Source organism: Arenibacter sp. F20364 (assembly GCF_023015905.1).
In the GTDB taxonomy this organism is placed as follows: Bacteria; Bacteroidota; Bacteroidia; order Flavobacteriales; family Flavobacteriaceae; genus Arenibacter.
The window spans coordinates 270,373-294,149 of record NZ_JALKBD010000001.1 but is presented as its reverse complement, the minus strand read 5'-3'; the positions used below and the strand labels follow the sequence as shown (position 1 = coordinate 294,149).

At 38.1% G+C, this 23,777-nt stretch carries 28 protein-coding genes; 5 read left to right on the top strand and 23 right to left on the bottom strand.

Translation table 11 applies throughout. The features are described 5' to 3' along the window. Positions 1–18: 18 nt before the first annotated feature. From MWU84_RS01270 to MWU84_RS01225, 10 genes are all read right to left on the bottom strand, one after another. Positions 19–474: an ABC transporter permease gene (locus tag MWU84_RS01270; protein ID WP_246897308.1), complete on the bottom strand. Its 456-nt coding sequence runs from the start codon at positions 472–474 to the stop codon at positions 19–21. 5 nt (positions 475–479) lie between these two features. Beyond that, the gene (locus MWU84_RS01265) at positions 480–917 is read right to left on the bottom strand and encodes a hypothetical protein (protein WP_246897306.1); all 438 of its coding nucleotides are present in this window, start codon (positions 915–917) and stop codon (positions 480–482) included. Beyond that, positions 918–2,048: a beta-ketoacyl-ACP synthase III gene (locus MWU84_RS01260; RefSeq protein WP_246897304.1), complete on the bottom strand. Its 1,131-nt coding sequence runs from the start codon at positions 2,046–2,048 to the stop codon at positions 918–920. Then, entirely contained in the window at positions 2,048–2,974 is a 927-nt protein-coding gene (locus MWU84_RS01255; RefSeq protein ID WP_246897302.1) for a dialkylrecorsinol condensing enzyme DarA, read from the bottom strand. The genes MWU84_RS01260 and MWU84_RS01255 overlap by 1 nt, the downstream gene beginning before the upstream one ends. Before the next feature lie 164 nt (positions 2,975–3,138). Beyond that, positions 3,139–4,020, bottom strand: coding sequence for a lipid A biosynthesis acyltransferase (locus MWU84_RS01250; RefSeq protein ID WP_246897300.1), 882 nt, complete (start codon positions 4,018–4,020; stop codon positions 3,139–3,141). A 17-nt stretch (positions 4,021–4,037) separates the two neighbouring features. Continuing rightward, positions 4,038–4,280 carry a phosphopantetheine-binding protein gene (locus MWU84_RS01245; protein ID WP_246897298.1) on the bottom strand — a complete coding sequence of 81 codons (243 nt, stop codon included), beginning with the start codon at positions 4,278–4,280 and terminating at the stop codon, positions 4,038–4,040. Positions 4,281–4,282: 2 nt separating this feature from the next. Then, positions 4,283–5,506, bottom strand: coding sequence for a beta-ketoacyl-[acyl-carrier-protein] synthase family protein (locus MWU84_RS01240; RefSeq protein ID WP_246897296.1), 1,224 nt, complete (start codon positions 5,504–5,506; stop codon positions 4,283–4,285). A gap of 16 nt (positions 5,507–5,522) precedes the next feature. Then, positions 5,523–6,266, bottom strand: a complete 744-nt coding sequence (fabG, locus tag MWU84_RS01235; protein WP_246897294.1) for a 3-oxoacyl-ACP reductase FabG — start codon at positions 6,264–6,266, stop codon at positions 5,523–5,525. Positions 6,267–6,284: 18 nt separating this feature from the next. Then, positions 6,285–7,421 carry a WG repeat-containing protein gene (locus MWU84_RS01230; protein WP_246897290.1) on the bottom strand — a complete coding sequence of 379 codons (1,137 nt, stop codon included), beginning with the start codon at positions 7,419–7,421 and terminating at the stop codon, positions 6,285–6,287. Between the two features lie 132 nt (positions 7,422–7,553). Next, entirely contained in the window at positions 7,554–9,110 is a 1,557-nt protein-coding gene (locus tag MWU84_RS01225; protein WP_246897287.1) for an aromatic amino acid ammonia-lyase, read from the bottom strand. Positions 9,111–9,215: 105 nt separating this feature from the next. Between MWU84_RS01225 and MWU84_RS01220 the strand changes: the two genes are divergently transcribed. Beyond that, a complete protein-coding gene (locus MWU84_RS01220; RefSeq protein WP_246897284.1) occupies positions 9,216–10,460 on the top strand; it encodes an NAD(P)/FAD-dependent oxidoreductase in 1,245 nt (414 codons plus the stop codon). 43 nt (positions 10,461–10,503) lie between these two features. On the opposite strand, the gene MWU84_RS01215 is transcribed toward MWU84_RS01220, so the two are convergent. Continuing rightward, positions 10,504–11,112, bottom strand: a complete 609-nt coding sequence (locus MWU84_RS01215) for a hypothetical protein (RefSeq protein WP_246897279.1) — start codon at positions 11,110–11,112, stop codon at positions 10,504–10,506. Between the two features lie 237 nt (positions 11,113–11,349). Between MWU84_RS01215 and MWU84_RS01210 the strand changes: the two genes are divergently transcribed. Further along, a complete protein-coding gene (locus MWU84_RS01210) occupies positions 11,350–12,558 on the top strand; it encodes a multidrug effflux MFS transporter (RefSeq protein ID WP_246897277.1) in 1,209 nt (402 codons plus the stop codon). Between the two features lie 59 nt (positions 12,559–12,617). Here the strand turns inward: MWU84_RS01210 and MWU84_RS01205 are convergent, their stop codons facing one another. Next, positions 12,618–13,379, bottom strand: a complete 762-nt coding sequence (locus tag MWU84_RS01205) for a class I SAM-dependent methyltransferase (RefSeq protein WP_246897275.1) — start codon at positions 13,377–13,379, stop codon at positions 12,618–12,620. A 429-nt stretch (positions 13,380–13,808) separates the two neighbouring features. Here MWU84_RS01205 and MWU84_RS01200 point away from each other — a divergent pair, with 429 nt between their 5' ends. After that, complete coding sequence (locus tag MWU84_RS01200; RefSeq protein WP_246897273.1) at positions 13,809–14,048, top strand: hypothetical protein; 240 nt, start codon at positions 13,809–13,811, stop codon at positions 14,046–14,048. A gap of 192 nt (positions 14,049–14,240) precedes the next feature. Here MWU84_RS01200 and MWU84_RS01195 read toward each other — a convergent pair whose 3' ends face one another. From MWU84_RS01195 to MWU84_RS01180, 4 genes are all read right to left on the bottom strand, one after another. Further along, positions 14,241–14,873 (bottom strand): protein-tyrosine-phosphatase, encoded by a 633-nt coding sequence (locus tag MWU84_RS01195; RefSeq protein WP_246897271.1) that lies wholly within the window; start codon positions 14,871–14,873, stop codon positions 14,241–14,243. A gap of 31 nt (positions 14,874–14,904) precedes the next feature. Next, a complete protein-coding gene (locus MWU84_RS01190) occupies positions 14,905–15,378 on the bottom strand; it encodes a DUF6428 family protein (protein ID WP_246897267.1) in 474 nt (157 codons plus the stop codon). A gap of 48 nt (positions 15,379–15,426) precedes the next feature. Next, a complete protein-coding gene (locus MWU84_RS01185) occupies positions 15,427–15,759 on the bottom strand; it encodes a metalloregulator ArsR/SmtB family transcription factor (protein WP_246897265.1) in 333 nt (110 codons plus the stop codon). Between the two features lie 441 nt (positions 15,760–16,200). After that, entirely contained in the window at positions 16,201–16,305 is a 105-nt protein-coding gene (locus MWU84_RS01180; RefSeq protein WP_246897427.1) for a hypothetical protein, read from the bottom strand. A 488-nt stretch (positions 16,306–16,793) separates the two neighbouring features. On the opposite strand from MWU84_RS01180, the gene MWU84_RS01175 reads away from it, so the two are divergent. Further along, positions 16,794–17,018, top strand: a complete 225-nt coding sequence (locus tag MWU84_RS01175; protein ID WP_246897263.1) for a hypothetical protein — start codon at positions 16,794–16,796, stop codon at positions 17,016–17,018. 205 nt (positions 17,019–17,223) lie between these two features. Here the strand turns inward: MWU84_RS01175 and MWU84_RS01170 are convergent, their stop codons facing one another. From MWU84_RS01170 to MWU84_RS01145, 6 genes are all read right to left on the bottom strand, one after another. Beyond that, the gene (locus MWU84_RS01170; protein ID WP_246897261.1) at positions 17,224–17,463 is read right to left on the bottom strand and encodes a DUF1059 domain-containing protein; all 240 of its coding nucleotides are present in this window, start codon (positions 17,461–17,463) and stop codon (positions 17,224–17,226) included. 343 nt (positions 17,464–17,806) lie between these two features. Beyond that, on the bottom strand, positions 17,807–19,048 hold the full coding sequence (gene fabF, locus MWU84_RS01165) for a beta-ketoacyl-ACP synthase II (protein WP_246897258.1): 1,242 nt from the start codon (positions 19,046–19,048) through the stop codon (positions 17,807–17,809). A 49-nt stretch (positions 19,049–19,097) separates the two neighbouring features. Continuing rightward, the gene (locus tag MWU84_RS01160) at positions 19,098–19,742 is read right to left on the bottom strand and encodes a DsbA family oxidoreductase (RefSeq protein WP_246897255.1); all 645 of its coding nucleotides are present in this window, start codon (positions 19,740–19,742) and stop codon (positions 19,098–19,100) included. Positions 19,743–19,829: 87 nt separating this feature from the next. Further along, entirely contained in the window at positions 19,830–20,138 is a 309-nt protein-coding gene (locus MWU84_RS01155) for an EthD family reductase (RefSeq protein ID WP_246897252.1), read from the bottom strand. 35 nt (positions 20,139–20,173) lie between these two features. Continuing rightward, on the bottom strand, positions 20,174–20,908 hold the full coding sequence (locus MWU84_RS01150) for an SDR family oxidoreductase (RefSeq protein WP_246897250.1): 735 nt from the start codon (positions 20,906–20,908) through the stop codon (positions 20,174–20,176). Positions 20,909–20,985: 77 nt separating this feature from the next. After that, positions 20,986–21,549, bottom strand: coding sequence for a TetR/AcrR family transcriptional regulator (locus tag MWU84_RS01145; protein ID WP_246897248.1), 564 nt, complete (start codon positions 21,547–21,549; stop codon positions 20,986–20,988). A 409-nt stretch (positions 21,550–21,958) separates the two neighbouring features. Between MWU84_RS01145 and MWU84_RS01140 the strand changes: the two genes are divergently transcribed. Further along, on the top strand, positions 21,959–22,183 hold the full coding sequence (locus tag MWU84_RS01140) for a hypothetical protein (RefSeq protein ID WP_246897246.1): 225 nt from the start codon (positions 21,959–21,961) through the stop codon (positions 22,181–22,183). Between the two features lie 286 nt (positions 22,184–22,469). On the opposite strand, the gene MWU84_RS01135 is transcribed toward MWU84_RS01140, so the two are convergent. Beyond that, entirely contained in the window at positions 22,470–23,678 is a 1,209-nt protein-coding gene (locus tag MWU84_RS01135; protein ID WP_246897244.1) for a histidine kinase dimerization/phosphoacceptor domain -containing protein, read from the bottom strand. Positions 23,679–23,777: the final 99 nt, after the last annotated feature.

Genomic DNA, 23,777 nt, shown 5'->3' with positions numbered 1-23,777 from the left:
TTCGATCCGCAGATATATCTAAACTTCCTGTATCAGAAAATTTAATACACAATCTGCCACTAATTTTTTTTCTGTATATATTTCGCATTCCATAGTGCATATGCTAAAATTTCCCGAATTGTAATTGGATATGAGATTGGCCTTAGTTGTTAAGGTATCTCCTGTCCTGGGCAATAAAAAAATGTTAGCCCTCTTTATTCCGCTAATAAATCCAATAACACTATTGCCTTCGCCTTCAAGGTCATCTGCTGCAAAGAAATCTTGACCAACAATTGCAGAACAGGATTGCGCCGCATTTTCCATAATTCCTGATTCACTAAATATATTGTCCTTAACAAAGATACAATCTTCGGTTATTTTAAATTCGGTTGTTACCGTTTCCTTATTAATGCTTATAATTTTTGTCACCATGAGCATTGGTGCTCTGTGGGGCAAAAACTTATGTATATCTATATGTGAACGTGTTGTATTCAAATAGTTTAGTTTGCCAATACGGTTTTCATTTCACTGTTTGCCATAATTATGCCATTACAGGTTACCTGTATCTGTACCAAGGTTACTCCCATGATTTCATGTAGAATCGTGACTGTTGTAATTAGTTCTTGATCTACCCTTGGCAACTCCAGTATTTCAGCCAATTTAATGGCTCCAATATAACCCGTTGGGGCGGGCTCATTTTTCAGAAAATATTGGTACCCAGTATGTAGGGCAACGGACTGGGCCATATGTTCAATTAGTCCGGCGGCCATAAATTTACTGTTGTACGCAAACAAATTGGCAGATGATGGCGTAAAACCTGTAATCACCTTTTCTTCGGAAAAGTGGATCAACTTGTCTACCATTACAAATGGTGCCTTTTGGGGGATGAGATTTTCAATTAGCCCTTTATCGTCTATTGTTTGTTTCAATAAATTCATTTAACAGACCGTTAGGTATGCATAGGAGTAGGAAAACCTGGCGCTTTCCGGTACGTGCAATAATATTTTATCGCCCTTTTTTAATTGTCCCGAACTTACCAAGTCTTCAAGCATCACAAAAATTGAGGCTGCACCTACGTTGCCCACTTTGCTCAAATTCATAAACCATTTCTCCCAAGGTACTTCCACTCCTTGTCGTTTCAATTCCTCGTATAAATTTTCCTTAAAATAATAGGAAGAGATATGTGGCAAGTAATAGTCAAAATCTGCTGTAGTGATATTGTGCTTTTTCATAGCCATTTTAAGACTGTCTACTCCTTTACCCAATATATTTTCACCCAATAGTTTAACGTCTTGTTTCATGGCGAAAAGAGATTTGTTCGCCCATTCATCGGCAGGGTATTCGCTCCAAGGTTTTAAGTGCCCATTTTCCAATTTATCGGCACCGGCATACATGCATGTTTCCATTTCGAAGGCATAGGAATACCCTTCCATCCATTCAATTTTTAAAGCAGTACCTTTTGGTTCGCTTTCCAATAACACAGCTCCTGAGCCATCGGAAAGCATCCATCGCAAAAATTCTTTGTTAAAGGCTAATATAGGATTGTCTTCCAACTCCTTAAGGTGTTCTACCTCATTTTCAAAAATATCGGACTTCATCCAAGTCGAGGTTCTTTCCGACCCAGTACATACCGCATTATTTACTTGCCCTGCCTTAATTGCCAAAAAACCATATTTTAAGGCATTCATTCCTGAACAGCAGGCCCCTGATGGAGAATTAACCTCTAAATTCCCGTTTTTTAAAAAGCCGTGCACCATGGATGCGTGTGATGGCAATATTTGGTCAGGACTACTGGTGCCACAAGAAAGAAGTTCAATATCCTTGGTAGTAAAAGAGTCGTCACATAAAAGCTCAATGGCCTCTTTGGTTAGCTGGGCATTGTTATGGGTAATGTTGCCATTCCCATCTATGGCGTAATATCTGGTCTTAATTTGATTGTTGCGTAAGACTATACGTCTGGCTTTGGAATTCCTACCATTGATAATGCCCAATTTTTCTTCCATTTGTTCATTGTCAATAGGTTCATTAGGTAAGAACTTGGCTATCCTGGTTATATAAACGTCTTTCATTAATTGTTCTTTATTCTAACGGATGAATAGTATGCTTTATCCCTTTTAATTTTACTGTACCGCGGTATGTAAGTCGCCAAAAATACAATAAAAACTATAGGAGCTATAGCCCAAATTGCAAATAACAAATAATATTTGAACAAAACCAGCAATTTTTTTCGTTTCGGATTTCCGGTAGCTCCTTTCTTAATTATAAGGTTGGCCCATTTCGTAAATAAAACATTACCTCTTATATCGGTCTGGATCAGCAAGGGTTTTACTTTAACGGCATCCAATCTTAATAAATCGTCCTGCAGGTTATCATAATCATTGGCCAATAGTGCTTTCTTTATAGGTGTTCCGAATTTTTCAGAAGCTTTAATATCCTCGTCGGAAACACCCGGTTTTGGAAAAATGCCCAAATACTTGGTTTTCTTTCCTCCTAACATCCAGTGTACTATGGTAATTACACTTATGTGATTTATATGTCGGTCCACTAGAGCTATATTGCCCACTAATTTGGCGTTACAGGAAATTAAAAGGCGTTTCATTTTTTCCTGAGCCATTAACCACATGTTTCTACAGGCAATTACCGTAACTACAGGAGTCTGGTCAAGAATTTTCTTTGCCGCATCAGATTTTAGGAAGGAATTAATGGGTATGGAAGGAGTTAAATACCAAACCTGATAACCTAGAATTACGAGATCATATTTCCTTTCAAGGATATCTTCCTTTGGAGGCTTTAGCTTACCTGGTATTTGCAGGAAGGATTCGGGAAAAGCATCATAGAAATCGTCTTGTTTCCAGGGAAAATCATAATCGTTTTCAGGATAAATCCGATAATACGTGATATTCACGTTCTCCCCATTGATGGAAGTTGCCAAATTTTGAACAATATCCAATAACTGCCCGGATTGGGAATAATAAATTATAAGAACTTCTTTCATAGGTAGGCTATTAATCTTAATCGAATACCGCCAAGATCGCCATTTTACTAACAAGTAAAAGGATTTTTCTATGACTTTTAATTTGGTACAAATTTAATTCTAATTTTCAGTTAGTTGCTGTTTATGGGCAATGTAACCAAAACTTATTGTTAAACTAACCGAACTCAGTTTTTTGAACCCCAAAAATCAAAATAGTTAAACCACTGGAATGGATATTGTTCTATTATCCATTCCATACTTTCAATATAATTAGCTAATAATCCTTCGGCATCCCTTTTCTTAAAATCTGCTTTTCTGGCGTAAAGATGGTAGTGCTTATTGGTTTCCTTCATTACGTAGACGAAAAGCACCGGCACATTTAATCTAGACCCCATTAAAAAAGGACCTGAAGGAAATTGTGCTTTTTCCCCTAAAATTGATGCGGTCATTAACTTGGAGGTGGTTGCATATCTATCTCCTGTCATGCAAATTATTTCATTCCTTGCCAAGGCGGCATTCATTTCAAAGATATGGGAAAGATCTTCCCGTAGGATAATAAATTTGGTCGAGGATTTTTTGATAAATTGACCAAGGTATTCCTTTATTTTTTTATGCTCGGCATCTGTTGTGAGTAAATTAATTGTGGCATTTCCTTCCAATTCATCCAGAAAAAACTCAGCTATTTCGAAGTTGCCCAGATGGGCACTGATCAAAATCCCACCTTTTTTATTGGCCAAGGTTTGGTTTAGGTGTTCTATTCCATCAAAATTATAGGAGAACCTATTTCTAAGACCGGAAGAAATGGCTACTTTGTCCAAAATGGTCTGTCCAAAGACGTAGTAGCTTTTATAAATGGATACAATACTTTTTAGGGTATTGTACTTAAGTCTTTTATTGAAGTAATAATAGCTGGCCTTAGTACTTGCGGGGGCAAAAAAACAAAAATAAAAAGCAACAAAATACAGAATAAAATAGGCCGATCCCAATCCAAGCCTTTTAATGCAAAAAACAAAAATCTTATATCCTAAAACAGAACCTCTGGACTTTCCTTTCCATTGATTTGACATTTTCTGCGACTAAGATGTTAGTTTAATTTTTTCTCTATAAGGTCATAAAAGTCTTGCAAGGTAATTACATTAATGAAATCTTCCCCCACCAATTTAACACTAAAGTTAGATTCGATAGCCACTACTAAATCAACAAAATCCAAACTGTCCAATTCAAGGGTCTTCTTTAAATTGGCCACTGGAGTAATATCATCCGCATCAACTTCAAATTCATCTATAAGAAAGTTGTTTATTTTATCAATAATTACTTCTTTATTCATTTTTAATCTTTCACTTTTTTTATTAGCAATGCTGAATTTGTACCTCCAAATCCAAAAGAATTCGACAAAAATACATCAATTTTTTTATCCAGTGTTTTTCTTACCAGATTTAATTTGGCTGCATCCTCGTCAGGATTTTCAAGATTTATATTGGGAGCAATAAACGAATGTTCCATCATCAGCATGGAATAGACAATCTCACTTGCGCCCGCCATCCAGCATTCATGACCGGTCATAGATTTAGTAGAGCTAACATAGGGTCCGTTTTCCCCAAAAACAGTAAATATGGCCTTGGCCTCATTGGAATCTCCCACAGGAGTAGAAGTGGCATGGGCGTTTACATAATCAATTTCATTGGGTTTAATGTGGGCTTGGTCTATGGCTTTTTTCATGGCCAATGTGGGCCCATCTACATTAGGGGTGGAGATATGATCTCCATTGGAGGAAAATCCGTAACCAATAATTTCTCCTAAAATGGGAGCGTTTCTTTTTTTGGCGGATTCATAGCTTTCAACAATAAGGGAAGCAGCCCCACCGCTAGGGACCAGTCCGTCCCTACTTTTGTCGAACGGGCGGGAGGCGGTCCCTGGTTGTGCGTCGTTGACCGAAAATACGCCAAGGCCATCAAAACTTCCCATGGCCAATTCATTAATTTCTTGGGTTCCACCACATATGATACAGTCTTGAAGTCCACTTTTGATCAATTGATAGGCGATGCCAATGGCATGTGACCCGCTGGCGCAGGCAGCACTAACCGTAAAATTGATTCCTGTTAGTTTGAAGATGGTGGATAGGTTCATGGTTACTGACGAGTTCATAGCCTTGAAAATAGCTCCTGAACCCACCAAAGTGGTATCTTTCTTCTCCCTCAATTTATCTATGGATTCTATTACGGATTTAGCTGTACTATCATTGCCGTAAAGTACACCTACTTCATTGTTGTCCAGATATTCTTGGGTGATGCCGGAATTTTTTAATGCCTCCAGAGTGGCTACGTAGGCGTAGGCCCCTTCCTCTCCCAAACTTAGCCTTTGTCTTCTAGTGAGTAAGTCTTTCAGGTCGGGTTCTTCTACCATACCCGTTAGGCAGGAGCGATATCCAAATTCCTTTCTTTTTTCGTCATAAACAATTCCTGACGCACCATTGTAGAGTGATTCTTTTACATCGTCCAGATTTTTTCCCAAACAAGAATAAATTCCCATACCTGTTATTACTACCCTCCTCATCTTTCTTGCTGTTATTTTATGAATATATTCCTCCGTTAATATTTATGACCTCTCCGGTAATATACGATGACTTTTTGGATGCCAAAAAGGAAACTAAATGGGCTACTTCCTCTGCTTCCCCAAAACGGTTGAGGGGAATCATTTTCTTAAGCTCTTTCTCGTCAAGGTCACCGGTCATATCCGTTTTTATAAACCCTGGAGCCACTGCGTTAACGGTGATGTTCCTTTTTGCTATTTCTTGGGCCAAGGCCTTAGTACCCGCAATTATCCCACCTTTTGCAGCCGAATAATTTACTTGCCCAGCTGTTCCTTTAAGGCCGGATACGGAAACCATATTAATAATCCTGCCGTACTTGTGCACCAATAATTTTTGGATCAGATGATTGGTGACGTTGAAAAAACCGTTTAGACTGGTATTGATTACATTGTTCCAATCTTCAGGTTTCATCCACATAAAAAGACCGTCTTTGGTAATCCCTGCATTGTTTACAATTACTTCTATAATGCCGTCCTTGTTGGTCTCATGCCAGTGATCCAATTTATTTTGCACATCCTTGGTGTCACCTACATTAAATTGTATGAGCTCTGCACTCCCACCAATTTTTTCTATCTCATTTAGGGTTTCCTGTGCCGCAGCTTCATTGGCTCGATAATTAATAAGAATCTTATACTCGGTATCCAGCGCGAGCTGTAGACATATGGCTTTTCCGATTCCTCTTGACCCTCCGGTTACCAGTGCAAATTTCTTTTTTTCGCTCATTTATTTATTTGGTGTGTTTTAGTTTTTTACGTCATCGAATATCTCCGCATTTTCGTACCATTTACTGCCTAAGACTTCTCCCTTAGCATTTAAAAATCCCCATTCTTTTTTGTATTTTACTCTGGCAAGCCCGTTAATGAAACCTTTTTCCAAATTCTTTTTGAAGATAGAAAACGATAATCCTGCCGTGATATCATATTCGGGTTGAATGGCCCATTTTCCAGTTTTATCTATGAAGCCCCACTTCTTTTCTTTTACAGGGGCCAAGCCGTTGGCGGAGAATACTTCAGCATCTTTAAATTGGAAATCTATTACTTTTTCTCCTTTTTCATTAATATACCCCCAATTTTTGTTCATGTATACAGGAGCCAAGCCTTGACTAAAATCCCTAGCCTTATCATAGGTAGGAGCTATGACCCACTCCCCTTGGTTATTAATAAACCCCATTAATTTATTGCTCCGGGCATAGGTCAAGTCTGATTTGTCCGTAAATTCCCAAATCTTATCGGCATTTTGTACCGGTTTAAAGTTGCCATTGGAAACAATGCCGAACACCTCCTGTTTTTTTACCCAAACACCTTTACTGCTATAATCCCCAATTTCTTGGTTTTCAATGGGGATGTAAATTTCACCCTTTTTGTTGATCATTCCCCAGAGCTCTCCTTTTCTAGCCTTGGCATATCCGTCTATAAAGGGCTTTATTTCATCAAAATCCGGTTCGACGATCAATTTTCCATCGGTCCCCAAAAGCCCTATTTTATCCCCTTTTTTAAAAAAGGCAACACCATTGTCGAAATCATAATATTTGTCGGAAACAGGGGTTTCCAATGTTTCGCCAGACACATTGATATAGTGCCATTGATCACCTTTGTTTACCAGGGCCAGCCCGGAATTAAATTCTTTTACATGTTCGTATTCCGGTTGAATTGCCCATTCTCCGGCAGTATTGATGTAGCCCCATTTGTCGCCCATTGAGGCTGCCGCACGCTCATTCGTAAAATTGTCCGCTTTCTTGAACTGGGGCTTTATCGCATATTCCCCTGAGGTATTAATATACCCAAAAAGGCCATTTTCCCTAACCAAGGCATATTCCTGAGAATAAAAATTGCCAAAAACTAAAAAAAGTGCCACTGAAAATCCAATCTTTGTTTTCATCTGAGATTTTTTAAATTAAAACGTTCATATTCAGTAATTTCAAAGGGGGAACTCGGTGTATGTTTAAGATTAAACTAAGCCACTATTAAATTATGGATTATTTTATTTAAATAACTTTTCTAACGCAATTTTTTAATTAAGCTCCTTACATGCGTAAGTTTCTTCTTCAAAATTTAGAATAAAGTTCTTAACCTTGTTTACAAATGGATACATGGGAACATCTTTGTCGGAGATTGGGGGGACCAAATTTCTAATATCATCATACATTCTTCTTGTTTTTGATGATATTTTATCCTGTACTTTTAGATATTCAATTGCCTGAACAATGGTAATCGTTTCTATTGCAATGACTTCAAAAGTATTTTCGATAACTTTTTTGGTAATATTGGCGGCGTTGGTTCCCATGCTAACAATATCCTGATTGTCGTTGTTGTTAGGAATACTGTGTACGTACATGGGATTGGATAACATTTGGTTCTCAGCAGTGGTAGAGGTGGCAGTAAACTGAACACCTTGCATGCCAAAATTTAAACCAAGTTTGCCAAGATTGACAAATGGGGGAAGTATATTATTTAGATTTGGATTTAAGAGGTAATTTAATTGTCTCTCGGCGAGCATACTCATTTTGGTCACAATTAATTTGAGCTTGTCCATTTCGAGGGAAACATAATCGCCATGAAAATTTCCGCCATGGTAAACATGTTCTTTTTCAACATCCACAATAGGATTGTCGTTGGCGGAATTAACTTCTTCGATAAGAATTCTTTCTATGTTGTTCAAAGTGTCAAGGACCGGGCCTAAAATTTGTGGGACACATCGCAAGGAGTAGTATTCCTGAACCTTTTCTTCAAAAATTGAAACTTCGTTGTTGCCGTTGTATAAATGGTGTTCCCTTTTTCGGGTAAGCGTACTGTCCTTTAAATGATATCTCATCGACTTGGCAATCTGCTGTTGACCCTTATGTTTTTTGGACTGATTTAGTTCTTGGGATAAATGATCATCATAGGCCTCCACTATTTCATTGATGGCAGAAGAACAGCAGATCATCCAATCCAATAATTTTCTAGTGTTTATAGTGTTGATCAGACCTATTCCTGTCATCACGGAGGTGCCGTTAATAAGTGCCAAGCCCTCTCTTAAAGCAATGGTAATCGGCTCTAGGTTCTCAATTTTAAAAACTTCTTCCGTAGGTCTTCTTTCACCCTGGTAAAAAACTTCACCTTCTCCTATAAGCACTAGTGCAATATGTGCCAGTTGAACCAAATCCCCACTGGCTCCTACACCGCCATGCTCAAAAATTACTGGGGTGATGTTCTTATTGATAAGAGAAGTCATTAATTCGATTACCGAAATATGAACCCCGGAATGTCCAAGGCTTAAGGTGTTTAATCTAGCCAACATGGCCGCCTTAACATATTGGACCGGTATTAAATTGCCGGATCCCGAAGCGTGGCTCCTAATGAGATTATATTGCAATTGAATTCTGTCGGTATCGTTTATTTTGTATTGCGCCATTGGGCCAAAACCTGTATTTACACCGTAAATAATTTTGTTTTGGGAGAATTGGCTTAAAAATTTAAAACTATTTTCGACGGTTGCCAAAACGTCTTTATTTATTAGAATAGATTCTTCTTTAAAAATTATTTGATAGAAATCCTCTATTCCCAACTTTCCTTTAAGAGTCAACATGTATATAAATTCAATATTTAAAAAGTAAATTGAATAACAATTAATAAAAATAGTTATTTTGGATTGCAAATGTATGATATTTAACCAATCAATATTTTAAAAATAATGGATCAGCGTTTAGTCGAAGTCTTGGTAATAGGTGCAGGGCCGTCTGGTTGCGTATCGGCAGCCTTTTTGCAAGGTCAGGGAATTAAAGTTCATGTGGTTGAAAAAAGTATTTTTCCCAGATTTGTCATAGGGGAGAGTCTTTTGCCAAGATGTATGGATCATTTCGAGGAAGTTGGCCTATTGGACGGTTTGGATGCCTTTGGATTTGAAAAAAAATTTGGCGCCAGATTTATAAAGGGTGACAAAATCTGTGAGTTCGATTTTAGCAAGAAACATACCAAAGGATGGGATTGGACCTGGCAGGTACCACGTGCAGATTTTGACAAGGTCCTGGTGGACGAATTAATTAATAAAGGAGTGGAGGTTTCCTTTGGACATGAGGTTGTAGATGTTGTTATAGACGAAAGCGGTACTTCCATGACCACCATTAAGGATGAAAATGGGGTGCCTTACCAGATTCAGGCAAAATATATTATAGATTCCAGTGGGTATGGAAGGGTTTTGCCCAGACTGTTGGGTCTCGATAAACCTTCTGTTCTGCCCAATCATTCTTCCATTTTTACACATGTAGTGGACGTGAACCGCCCGGAAGGGAGGGAGGGCACCTTGATTACTTTTGATGTGGTGGAGACCGAAGTTTGGTTATGGGTAATTCCATTTTCAAATGGAAGAACAAGCATTGGCTATGTAGGGCCCACTGAATATTTAGAGTCCTTTGAGGGGAGTAATAGCGAAAAATTAAGTCAGTTATTGGAATTATCTACTTATTATTACGAGCGATTTAAAGGGGTTGAGTATTTGTTTGAACCGGTCTTAATAAAGAATTATTCCAAATCTGTAAAACAACTATTTGGAAAAGGATTTGTTTTGACGGGCAATAGCGCCGAATTTTTGGACCCTGTTTTTTCTTCAGGGGTTACTTTTGCTACGGAATCTGCCTTGTTGGGCGCAAAGCTCATTGTAAAAGAATTAAATGGTCTAGCAGTGGATTGGGGGAAAGAATACTCAGATTATATTAAGGAAGGGGTAAGTGTATTTTCCTCTTATGTCAATGAATGGTATAGCGGTAATCTACAGACCTTATTTTTCCACCAACCAGAAAATCCTGAGGTAAAAAGGCAAATATGTTCAGTTTTGGCGGGTTATGTTTGGGATAAGACCAACCCCTTTGTAACAAAGCATAATAGGCTTATTAGGACTGTAGCGCATATTATTGATCTTGAAAAGCAAAAAAGTGAATGATGTTCTCATTCACTTTTTGTAGTCACTTAAAAATAGACATGATCTAAAATCCTTTCTTTAAAATTAATTTGGCAAAGGATTTTCCGGTTTTGGCATACCCTTCCCCTAATCGGTCTTCATTGCTAAACGAGCTTCCCCACTGGTCACCCGGTGCATTTTGGCTTGACACTTCCAACATTACATTGTCCTTATTGTTGGTCTCTACAAATTTTAATAGGGTGCTTACCTTTGCGGGCTGTTTCATAACCCCAGCGTCCCAGCCTGGATATACCCATACCGTTTCTACAATAAGCGTGTACTTGGCATCCGTTAAATTCTCAGCAAAAAATACGTTATGGTCTTCATATAGGTATCTATTCATTAATTCCAAAAATTTTGGGGCATAGATCAATTCCCTGCTAGCATACCAGCTTTTTTCCCAAGAGGTACCTTTTCCACGAGTTTTTTCTTCCAATTCAGCAGAATGTTCCTTTACATAATCTTCATTGGATAGGTTCTTTTTTAAAAGCGTCATATTGTCATAGACAAACTCTACGTTTATTTCCTTCTGACCCTTAATAAAATTAAAATCTCCTTGTTTAACTTTTAGTTTTTGACCATAACTACTTGCAGAGCACAAAAGTAATAGTGCAATGATAAAATTGATTTTCATAATATTTAATTAGTGTTTATAGCTTCAAATGTATGGGAAATATAATTTAAGGTGACCTTCTTGGAATTAATTTTTCCTTCGTCTTAAATATATGTGCCAAATGCATATGTGACTTACAAGTGTGGATTTTGTAATCATCAAGAAGTCAGGGTTTTGTGTAATTTTTAAAATGTTATCGTTTTGTTATTTCCCATAATTTATGGGGTAAATATTGTTCCGTATGTGTAATTTTGGCGGATGCAAAAAAGTCAGCAACGACCACAGTTCGAATTTGTTGCCATTATGGCCTCCCTAATGTCCATTGTAGCACTGGCCATTGACACCCTGTTGCCAGCAATGTCTACAATAGGGATAGATATCAACAGTTTGGACCCTACTGAAAATCAAAAGTTTATTACAATGATTTTTTTGGGATTGGGCGTGGGACAACTGGTTTTTGGGCCCTTATCGGATAGTTTTGGGAGGAAGCCTATTGTGTATATAGGTTTCATTGTGTTTTGTGTGGCCAGTGTTATATGTGTACTTGCCCCCTCATTGGAGTGGATGATATTGGGAAGGATCCTTCAAGGAATAGGGCTGTCTGCTCCAAGAACTATAAGCATATCCATGATACGTGATTCCTATAAGGGGGATTATATGGCCAAAATTATGTCTTTTGTTACGGCATTCTTTATTTTGGTGCCTATTGTGGCTCCGGCTATGGGAAAGTTTTTCTTGGATCACTATGGTTGGGAGGCTATATTTTATATGCAATTGGTAGCTGCAACAGTGGTGGGTGTTTGGTTTTGGAGAAGGCAACCAGAAACTTTAAACCCCGAATATAAGATTAAATTTTCCAGTAATGTGTTTGTTGACGGATTTAAGGAATTGCTCCGGCATCGGGAAACTATGGCTTTTACGATAGTATCGGGACTAATTACAGGCGCCTTTATGGTGTATTTAAGTTCTGCACAGGAAATATTCGAAGGTCAGTACGGTTTGGCCGGCAACTTTCCGTATGTTTTTGCCGGTTTGGCCGTATCTGTAGGGTTATCTACCTTGTTAAATGGTACCATGGTGGTTAAATTGGGTATGAGAAGACTGGCCTGGATTGCCATGACATTGTTTTGTACAATATCAATTGTATATGTTATTCTATTCTGGAATTCGCAAAACCCAAGTTTGTGGGTATTGATTACCTTTTTGGCAATGCAATTTTTTACGTTGGGATTCCTGTTCGGTAATCTCAGAGCCATTGCCATGGAACCAATAGGGCATATTGCTGGAATTGGCGCGGCCATTACAGGCTTTATTTCCACAATGATCGCTATTCCCATAGCTACCTACATAGGTAGTTTTGTGGTGGGCACCACACTTCCGCTTTTTATAGGTTTTTCTGTTTGTGGTGCGGTTTCCTTGGGAATTTTTATGTTGATGAGGAGGCGTACCATATTGGCTGCTGCCTAACATATAATGGTGAAAAGTGAATATTGTTGGTGAAATTGGCGATTGTATAAAATCAATATTTAATCTGTTGACTTGATTGGGGTACCAATTCGTAGAAAAATTGGGAAGGTTATATGTTGTATTTCTTTATTCCATTTGGGGGCTATGGCCGCTAAAAGTTTTTCTACCGGATTGTCGCCCTTGTTCTTTTCTTTATAAGTTTGTACACTGGACCAGGAGTTAAAATAACCCTTCAATTGATCGATTGTCCATTGGGTTTCAATTTTAAAAGTCTTCTTGATTTCCACCTCATTAAAATTAAATAGAATGGTACTGTAGTTTTGATCTATGTGTTTCCTTTCCTTATCCCAATATTCCCCTATGATATGTTGATAAAAGTGATTCACAATGGCATCTATTTCTGGATTTATTTTTAGAAGTCCGTAACCCCAAATAGCAATAATGCCATCGGGTTTTAAAACTCTATTAACTTCCTTGTTAAAGCTGGGAAGATGAAACCAATGTACGGCTTGGGCCGCTGTAATCAAATCAATATAGTGATTTGGAAATGTGGTCTTTTCGGCTCTTTGAACTCTATAGATTATGTTTGGTTTGGGAATGGCATATTGAATTTGTTCTTGGCTTATGTCGGTGGCAAAAACCTGATCGAAGGCATGGGATAGTATGGCGGCCACTTGACCGTTACCGGTACCACAGTCCCAACTAGTATGCCAGGCATTACAAAAGGAGTATATATACTTAAACAGCTCCTCAGGGTAGGTGGGCCGATAGTCTTTATAGATTTTTGATTGTTGGGAAAAACGGTCCAAGGCTTTTTTCATATTACAAAAGTAATAAGCAGGGAATATTATTGGAATTCATTTGCTCGATAATCGATACTAAATTGCTCCGACGCCCGCCTGAACGAATACGGGCAGGCCGTCGTTGAAATGTTATTAGTAGTTTCCTTCTGATGCCTCAAGGGCTTGCCCTGAGGTAATTGACTATTAAATGGAAGGAATTCTACGGTTTCTGACTTTTTGATCGCAGGATCTTAAAATTGAAGAGTTTTTAATGTAGGTAAACACTTACATTGACCGATGAAATGCATAATTTTATCGATAAAATGATTTGTTTGGATTTGACGTTAATCGATGTTTTTTAACACTTCGTCCGATTTTTATCCGATTATCGAGAAATATTGCTTTTCATCGATTCAGTACCCGCTGAGATACACTTGGGTGAGTTATATAGATAGCAAAACGCAAGTCATGAAAACTATCTTAGCTTTAATCTTTTTTCTTTTTATCGGAGTAGCTGCCCAGGCTCAAAACGATACTGCCGAAGTTAAGGTTGAGACTATTAGTGCAACAATCGTTAATGCTACTGCAAAACAAGAAGTGCCCATAATAAACGAAAACAGTGTTGCCCGTTTATTTTTGTTCAAAAACTCCCACATTACCAAAGAATTGACTTTCTCTACAAAATTGAATAAGTCCAAATTGGCCTAATTGGGGTTGGTCCTCAATTATCAACCTTTTCTCTAAATGTCAAATGGAATAGGCTAGGACCCACTTTAAGATGTTTGAAGGCTTCATGAAAGTTAATAAAATCTGTTAAGACCGGTCTCATGGTCATGGGTTTGAGATGCATTGGTAATGGTAACTCTCCGTACAGCTTAATTTTTTCCTCGAGGCAATTAATTAGGATTTTATTTGAGCAAATATGTACAACAATTCCGTAGCGATTTGATAGCTTCTCTCTTGGTACTTTTTGGCCTGCTGTGGGGTATTGTCGAATTCCTTAGGGTCTTCAAAGGTGATCGGAATTCGCTTTTCAGCACCAGCTATAAACGGGCAGCCCCCATCGGCCTGTGAACAGGTCATAACGGCGGCAAATTCAGATTTTGGATTAAAGTTATCATCCAGTTTCTTTGAAAAACCAATCACAGCAGGTTCATTGTCGGCATATTTTATACTGTAAATTGGATTTTCTCCTTTGGACAGGGTCTTTATTTGAAACCCGGAAGTTCCTAGGGTTTGTGCCACCATAGGGAATAGGGCGGTAGATTCAGTTCCCCCTGAATAACAGTGCACATTCTTTACATTGAAATAGAATGCCATTGTTTGTGCCCAGACTTGGGATAAATGACTCCTTCTGGAATTATGGGTGCATATGAAATTAATTCTTATGGGTTCTTGGGAATTTGTTTTGAACTGTATATGATCTGCAAGAGGCTGTAAAACTTCTTTGCGTTCGTTGCTTATATTGGCAGTACTTAGGGTAGAGATAACCTTCTCGATATTCTCAAAAAGCTTCGTTTTTACTGTCGTCATGGAATATGAATTTATACTGTGGTTTAATGGTTTAGCAGCATCCGGAGTCAGGAGCACAGCAGTTATTTGAGGCTCCTTGTAATTGGGATAACTTTACTTTGGGTTTTTCTTCTTGAATACCACATTTTTCCCTGGCCAGGCAATCTGTTTGTTTGGTGCTTAGAAGAAAATTGGCGCCGTCAAAGTCCAAGCCAAATTTTTGGATGGTTTCACCTTGGTATTCGACTTCTATTTCCAAATCGCCAATTTCCAATATTTTTTCGGATAGTTCTATAATATGGACCAATTTCTCAGGATGTAGTCGGTGGTCATAATCGTCGGAATCCCATAGCTGAAAGTTTACAACCTCCTCATTACGTACCGTTCCACCACAGTCTATGAAATGCTTCGTAATTTTTCCTACTTCCGTGACGTGAAAATGATTGGGCACTAATGTGCCATTGGGCAATTGAAATGCTATAGTGTCCAGATTTCCCAAAATTGTTTTTACCTCTGATAGTTTCATAATATTCTTTATTAATTGTGAGAGTATACGTTAAATGAATTTATTTTTTTAGCACCAATCCCCCTGCTTGAGGGTATCTTGATTAAGAAATTGATTTAATATTTCCTTCATGTTCAACCATTTATCAAGGTCAATACAATAACAGACGCTGGTCCCTTCAACACTGCCCTTAATAAGTCCCAAATGTTTTAATTCTTTGAGATGTTGTGAAATGGTGGGTTGGGCCAACCCTATTTCGCTAACCAAATCTCCACAAACACAGGTATCTATTTTAAATATATGTTGCAGTATAGCTACCCTAGCCGGATGTCCAAAGACTTTGGCAAAGCTGGCAATTTCGTTTTGTTGGTCGGAAAATATTTCTGTTTTAGCTAAACCCATTTTTACTTCATTTGTATATCGCAATATTACGATTAATAAAATTATTGTACAACAGTTTTGGACTTTTTTTATGTTATACTTTTTTTTTGGCATATTAGGACTGTATGCCTTTCTGTTAGAGTCCCGGTTCTGTGGTAATTTATCTGATACACCTCAGAGTCTTCGAAAGCATGGAGGGCAAGAAGTTCCTTTAGTTGTTTCAAATTATGGTAATGGAAATATACCCTGTTTCCATTACTGCCAACCTTGAAGCCAGAGTTGTTTGAGTCTCCTTCTACAAAACTTAAGTAGAGCAGTCCTTTGTTTGAAGGTAATTTTCGCGATTCGGCAATTAATTGAACACAATTATCGTGGGAGAGATATGGCAGACAAAAACCACCAATGATGCCGTCAAACAAGGTATCAGATTCGCCGATCCGCCGACAATCCATTATCTCGAAATTAGCGGTTGGATTGTTTTTTTGTGGCCAATAAAATCATGTTGGGCGCAATGTTGATTCCCAAGATGTTATAATCTGGTCTTTTGGATAATAGATATCTTGTTATGTTCCCAGGACCACAACCAATCTCTAATATTGAGGCATTTTTTTTGTCAACGATTTACAAATAAGGTCATAACTATCATTATACAAGTCCAGATCCATGAATTTGTCCTGATATAAACAATCCATTTGGTTCCAAGTTTCGAATGTTTCTTTGTAGCGGTCCAATTTTGATTGTTATTAAATAAATGCTGGAAAACGGATATAAAGTTCGGGATAATCCCCAAGAGCACATGGAATTTTTTTGTCATTTCCTTAATTTCCGAGAAGAAAATTACAATTAAAAGTCATCAACCGTGACGGGAGATACCTATAAATATCGCTGAATTACTTTTTTTATCGCTAAAGTGATTTTGAATGTCCTGGCGTTTATCGGTAGTTTTTTGCACTTCATCAGACATTTTTCCGCTTATCGAGAAACAGGGTTGTTCAACGAAACAGAACCTGTCAAAATACACTTGTGCAAGTTATATATATAAGAAAACGCAAGTCATGAAAACCATCTTAACTTTAATCTTTATTCTTTTTATCGGAGTAGCTGCCCAAGCACAAAATGATGCTACCGAAGTTAAGGTTGAGACTGTGACCATGAGCATCGTTAAAGAAGTTACTGTGAAAAACGAAAACAGTGTTGCCCGTTTGTATATGTTCAAAAATTCCAAGATTACCAAAGAATTGTCTTTCTCTACAAAATTGAACAAAGCTAAATTGGCTTAATACTTAAACTTAGGCTCCATAGAATAAAGCGCTAAATAAAGCATCATGATATTAATTGCACTTCTTGTCCCTATATGTATCTGTCTAAATTATATGGTTGTTTTTCCCGAAGCAAAGGAAAATGGGCATATATCCAAGGAGCCTGTACAAATTGATGAAAAATTCCGAAACTTCCTTTTGGTAGTACGTTAAAGTAGAAACACTATTATATGCTATCGGGAAGGCTGTCGAATTCTTTTCTTTTGTCATTAAACCATTTGGTCATGGCATCCTGCGATTTCATAAGTTCCTGCATTTTATTCATAGCCGCAAGATGTGCTTTGTCACCCGCTTGGAACATTTCCATACCATGCTTTTTACTCTGTTCAGCTATTTCCTCAAATGAATTTGCATGAAACTTCATGTCACAGGCTCCTCCCAATTGTTTGCACGTCATAGTTTTCATATCTGTCAGTTTTATTTTTAGCGGTTTTGTGGCCCTTAATTCCATGGTGCCTGAAATGATTGCAGATAACATGGGTTGGTTATAAGTTAACAAAAAGGCTCAAATTTCCCCATGAAAATATGAGCCTTTTTGTTCCAATAAGTTTTGTGCGCCAATGTATTTCTATAAATGTACAGATTTATAAAAGTCAATATCAAGTTAACTAGCCTTAATTTGGGAGGTTGACTTTCAAAAAGCAATACCTCCGCAGCTACATCAGAATGAAAATGTACATAGAGTGCGATCACCATGGTGGCGAGAATAGGAATATGCTTCCTTTCCTATGATTTTATCGTCCAAAGGATTATATTTTTTTAAATATTGTGGTTGCATTGTGCCCTCCAAAGCCAAAAGTATTGCTCATGGCCACATTTACACTGTGGTCAATAGCTTGTTTAATTACAATAGGCATTGCTGCGGGAATATTGGAATCGACCTTAGTGGTGTTAATGGTTGGAGGTATTATATTGTTTTGAATTGCCTTTATGGATAAAATGGCTTCTACCGCCCCTGCCGCTCCCAATAGATGCCCTGTCATAGACTTTGTGGCGCTTATTTTAAGGTTTTTGGATTTGTTGTTAAAGGTTTTTGCAACGGCTTTTATCTCGCTTAAGTCGCCCACTGGGGTAGAGGTAGCGTGGGTGTTTAAATAATTGATCTCGTCCGGATTTAGTTTGGCTTCCTCCATAGCCAATTGCATGGCTTTTATGGCGCCGATACCTTCAGGGTGTGTGGCCGAAATGTGGTAGGCGTCATCGGTCATGGCAGCTCCTACTATTTCGGCATAGATTTTTGCCCCACGCTTTTTAGCATGTTCATATTCTTCAAGAATCAGGGCACCGGCCCCTTCGCCCATTACAAACCCGTCCCTTTCCTCATCAAATGGCCTTGATGCCTGTTGAGGATCTTCATTTCGGGTTGACAAGGCCTTCATGGAGTTAAAACCACCTATAGAGGCTTCGGTTATTGGAGCTTCGGATCCTCCTGTAACCATGATTTTTGCCTTGTTTAAACGAATATAATTAAAGGCATCCATGATTGCCGAGCTGGAGGATGCGCAGGCCGAAACGGCAGTATAATTAATTCCCATTAGTCCAAATTTCATAGCGATCATTCCCGATGCCATATTTGCCAGGAGTTTAGGGATAAAAAAGGGATTAAAACGGGGATTCATTCCTCCTTGGGTGTAGTTCTTTACTTCCTCTTCAAAAGTTTTCATGCCTCCCTGGCCTGTTCCCCATATTACGCCAATATCAAAAGGGGAAATGGTATCCAGGTCTAGTCCACTATCTTGGAATGCTTCAGTTGTGGAATAGATGGCGTAATGGGTAAATGGGTCGCTTCTTTTTATTTCGTTGCGATCAAGGTATTTTTCGGGAGCAAAATCTTTTAATTCGCCGGCGAAGGTTGTTTTAAAGGCTGATGGGTCGAACTTGGTGATTCTTGAGAATCCATTTTTGCCATCAATAGCACTTTCCCAAAATTCATTCGCTGAATTTCCTATTGGGGTCAAGGCTCCCAATCCTGTAATCACTACTCGTCTCATATTTTGAATTTTTAGATTAATCCCCAATCAATAAGGGCATATAGTATTCTTATGCTTTAAGGAATTCCGTCAGTACTTCTTTGTATACGTCAATAGGCTGCGCCCCGGTTAGGGCACTTTTCTTATTAAATACCATAGTGGGCACCGAAGAAACCCCAAGACTTTGCCAGTATGTTTCCTGTGTACGTACCTGGTAACGCGCATCGTCACTATCCAATCTGGCTATCCCCTCGTCGGTACTTAAGCCTACCGCTTTCAGTTCCTGAAGAAGTATGTCCCTATCCGAAACATCTTTTCTTTCACTAAAAAATGCAGTCACCAATCGCATTTTGAGTTCGGTCTGTTTGCCATATTCTTTTGCATATTCCAACAGAATGTGGGCATCCCTGGTATTTACAATTCTCATTCCATCAAAATAATCGAATGTAAAACCAAGTTCAGCCCCAGCTTCGATCATGTATTCTTGGGAGCGTTTTTGGTCTTCCGAACTGGAGCCATATTTCTCTGATATGTGTTCCTGGACATTCTGACCTTCTTTTGGCATATTCGGATTCAGTTCAAAAGGTTGCCATTCAATCTCAATTTTGTCCTCTATACCCAGTTCGGCAATTGCTTTTTCCAGACGTTTGTAGCCTATGGTGCACCAAGGGCAGACCACATCGGAAATAATATCCAGTTTAATTTTATCTGTCATTGTTATATACGATTATTTATACTTTTTGTTAGCGAGGGAAAAACCTAAAAAACTTAATTTTCTTCCTTATTCAATTATAGTTCCAATCTAGTACACCTCACTTATCTGCACTTTCGGACTTACATTGGTAAAGTTAGGGAGATCCGCCAATATTTTTTCGGCATTTGCTCCAAACGATTGTTGAAAAGATTCGGGCGATGCAAAAGTGAGGTTGGTGATTACCACATATGGTGCGGGTTCGCCTTGACTTCCACCTGATATGCCAATATTAATGTCGGAGGTTATAATAGCATCGCCCAATAGATCCATAAGCAATTGACCGTGTTCGTTTATGTAGTATTCTTGATCGAATAGCAGCTCGTCTGTATTCGGGTACATTACAGTTAATTTAATCATAACCGTGCATTTAATTTATATTCCTTTTATCAATGCTATTCCGAAAAATCGGCCATAACCACGTTATCTGAAAATCCCTGATAAGCACCTTCAAACTGTTTGGCCATTTCGTCGGGAAATAGATGGAAATCCCCCGCCTTCAGGGCTTCTACAATACCCTCGGAAACAATGGAAGTTGAGGCTCCATTGTCAAAACCGGCAGCCGCTCCCATGTCGGTAGCGATAGGACCTGGATGTACGCTTAATACTGTTACGCCTTTAGACTTCAACTCAGCCCTTAGACCTTGTGTTAAGGAATAGGATGCCGCTTTTGAAGCGGAATAGGTTGAAAGTTGAGGGAAGTTTTTAATGGACGCTATTGAGTTTAGTTGTACCAGGGCTCCTTTATTTTTTTCAAGGGTTTCGGCAAAAGCATTGGCTATACGGAGCAAACCGAAAGCATTTACTTCCAATTGTTGGGCAAAATCTTTTTCCACATCATTTCCAATGGTGGGGTAGGGTATTCCCACTCCCGCATTATTCACTACAATATCCACATCTTTAACTTCATTTGCTAATTCCTGGATGGATTTGGTGTTGGATACATCTGCCTTGACCGTTACGACCTTATTCCCATATTTTTCCTCCAAATCTTTGGTAGATGCTATGTTACGAACCGCCAAATATACTTTTTTGGCACCATGGTTTATAAAAGATTCTACGATTGACTTGCCAATTCCTCTATTGGCTCCTGTTACCAGGGCTACTTTGTTTTCAATTGAAATGCTCATAATTCTTAATTTTATTTATTGTTTAGTGAATAATAATCTAAATCTAAGCATTTGCTTAGTTTAGAGTTAAAAAAATATTAAAGGTTTAAGAAGGTTGTTTCTATATAATCTTCCAGTTGTTTCTTGCTTAAAATTTTCGATGCTGGGGTTAAACCTAACATGGCAATACCAAGATAATTAGCTTGTTTTTGTATGGTTGGTTCATCTTTTTCAATGTCCTGTTTCAAGTTGTATGCAAATAATTCCCTAATCTCATTAAAGAAATTTAGCAACTCATCCATTATAACTGGGTCTCCATTTTCGCCCAATTCGTTTACCGTATTGGCCACCAAGCAGCCCTTTTTACAATTATCATCCATAGAAAAATCCAAGAAATCATAGAAGTATTGCTTTATACCAACTACTCCATTATTGGATCTTTTCAATTTATCTGTGATGATTTTAATTTTTTTCTTGTAGTATTTAATGCTTTCCAAGAAAACACCATGTTTGTTGCCAAAACTGGCATAAATGGAAAATTGGTTTATGCCCATTTCTTTTTCCAACATACGAACGGAGGTATTTTCATAGCCATTTTTCCAGAAAAGGCCCATTGCCTTTTCTATTACCTCCCCTTCGTTATATTGTTTACTTCTTGCCATTACTATCTAATACAACACAAAACTAAGCAGTCGCTTTGATATGAGAAAATATTTAACATTTAATTAAATTGGCTATGCATATTGGATCAATTGAGCTGTTGTCCATTATTTCCTTATAGAGGCAACCAATGATATACAGGTGATTGATCAGCCATATTTTTAGATTGATATTTAAGACGTTTCCTATCATGGCCTACATCAAAGCCTTAAACAGAGCTTCACGCCGTTCTTGGTAATCGATAAAATGCATTTTTTATCGCTATAGTGATTTTGAATGCCCAAACGTTTATCGGTAGTTTTTTGCACTTCATCAGACATTTTTCCGCTTAACGAGAAACAGGGTTGTTCAACGAAACAGAACCTTGCAAAATGCACTTGCGCAAGTTATATATATAAGAAAACGCAAGTCATGAAAACTATTTTAACTTTAATCTTTGTTCTTTTTATCGGAGTTGCTGCCCAAGCACAAAACGATGCTACCCAAGTTAAGGTTGAGACTGTTACCATGAGCATCGTTAAAGAAGTTACTGTGAAAAACGAAAACAGTGTTGCCCGTTTGTATATGTTCAAAAATTCGAAGGTAACAAAAGAATTGTCTTTTACTACCAAATTAAACAAAGCTAAATTGGCTTAATAATCAATACTTAACCTGCTACTCCAAACAGGGTAGTGCTAAAATAGACCACTATGATATTATTTACTTTTTTGGTTGCGGTAGTTCTAATTTTCAGTTATATCCTTGTTTTTCCAAAAACAAAAGGGAGTCTACGTCCTTTAAAGGTACCAGTAAATAAGGATAGGGAATAGGGTAGTCCTACCTTGCCCTTGATAGGCCAATTATCTATTGGTCTTAGTTTCCTATAGTTTGAAATAAAGACTTATTCTAGAAATGGTTATGTTCTCATGACCTGGTTACAGAATCAGGTCTTAAATGGATGCTGTATATCGGAAAATTTAACAATGTAGTTCGTACCCTTTTTGGAGGAATCCCTGTTTATGGATCCTTTTAGCTGTCGTGAAAGATTATGTATAAGCTTTAGGCCCAGCGATTTTGTATTCTTGTGGCTTGTACCCTCTGGAAAGCCTTCCCCATTGTCACCAATATAAAGTACATAATCCTTACCGTTCAATTTCACAAGTTCAATATATATTTCCCCTTGATCGTCTTCCTTTATACCGTATTTAAGGGCGTTGGTAATTACCTCGTTGATCAACAGGCCTAAGGGGATGGCCGTATCAATTCCGAGTTTAACATCCGGAATATTGATATTAAGGTTGATGTTGTTTTCCGTGCCTTTAAAGGATCGTATCAGATAATCACTTAATTCTTCCACATAGGACTTATATTCAATTTTGGACAAATCGTGTCGCATATACAACATCTCGTGTACCATGGCCATTGAAATTACCCTATTTTGGCTGCTTTTTATCAAAGTTTTAATCCTAGGCTCTTCAATGCTTCTGGATTGAAGACTAAGTAAACTGGATACGGTCTGAAGATTATTCTTTACTCTGTGGTGAATTTCCTTAAGAAGAGTATCTTTTTCCCTAATACGGGCCTCGTTCTCGTTTCTAATCTTGTGCAATTCGTTGTGGGCCTTTAGAAGGTTTTTTCCAATGACGCCACCCAAAAGGTATACCGAGAAAAGAATGCTAAAAAGGGCGAACATGTTTTTGCTTTCTACCGGGACCACATTTTCGGTAAAATTAAATTCAGCTATACTCTGGGAGTAGATCAGAATGATAATCAGTAAATTGAGGTTTAAATAAATACGCCCGTATTCTTTGGTGCTAATATATCCGGCAAAAACCACCAAAGCCAGCACAAAAATAAAGGGGCTGTTGATTCCGCCACTGTATATGGTAATGATGACCGAGGATGCCAAGGCCATTATTGATGTAATATTGTAAGTTAATCCCAGTAGTTTGTGTCTGTGAAACATAAGGGTGTTGGCCAAATTTAAAGTGCCGAAGACAATAAAAGTCGTGGGAATTATCTGGGTAATCTTAAGGAAAAATATGCAGACTATACCGAAAATAATGGAGAGGACAGAGGAAATATAGTTAACCCTTAACGTTAAACGGACTTTGTCCTTTAGTCGGTACTGATCCAGTGTGGGTATTTGCATTAAAAATTGGTTAATGGTTGTATTATGAAGGTAAAGATAATCGTTTGAATTAAAGCGCGATGAATTTTAGGGTCAAAACAATACTTTTATGGAAATCCG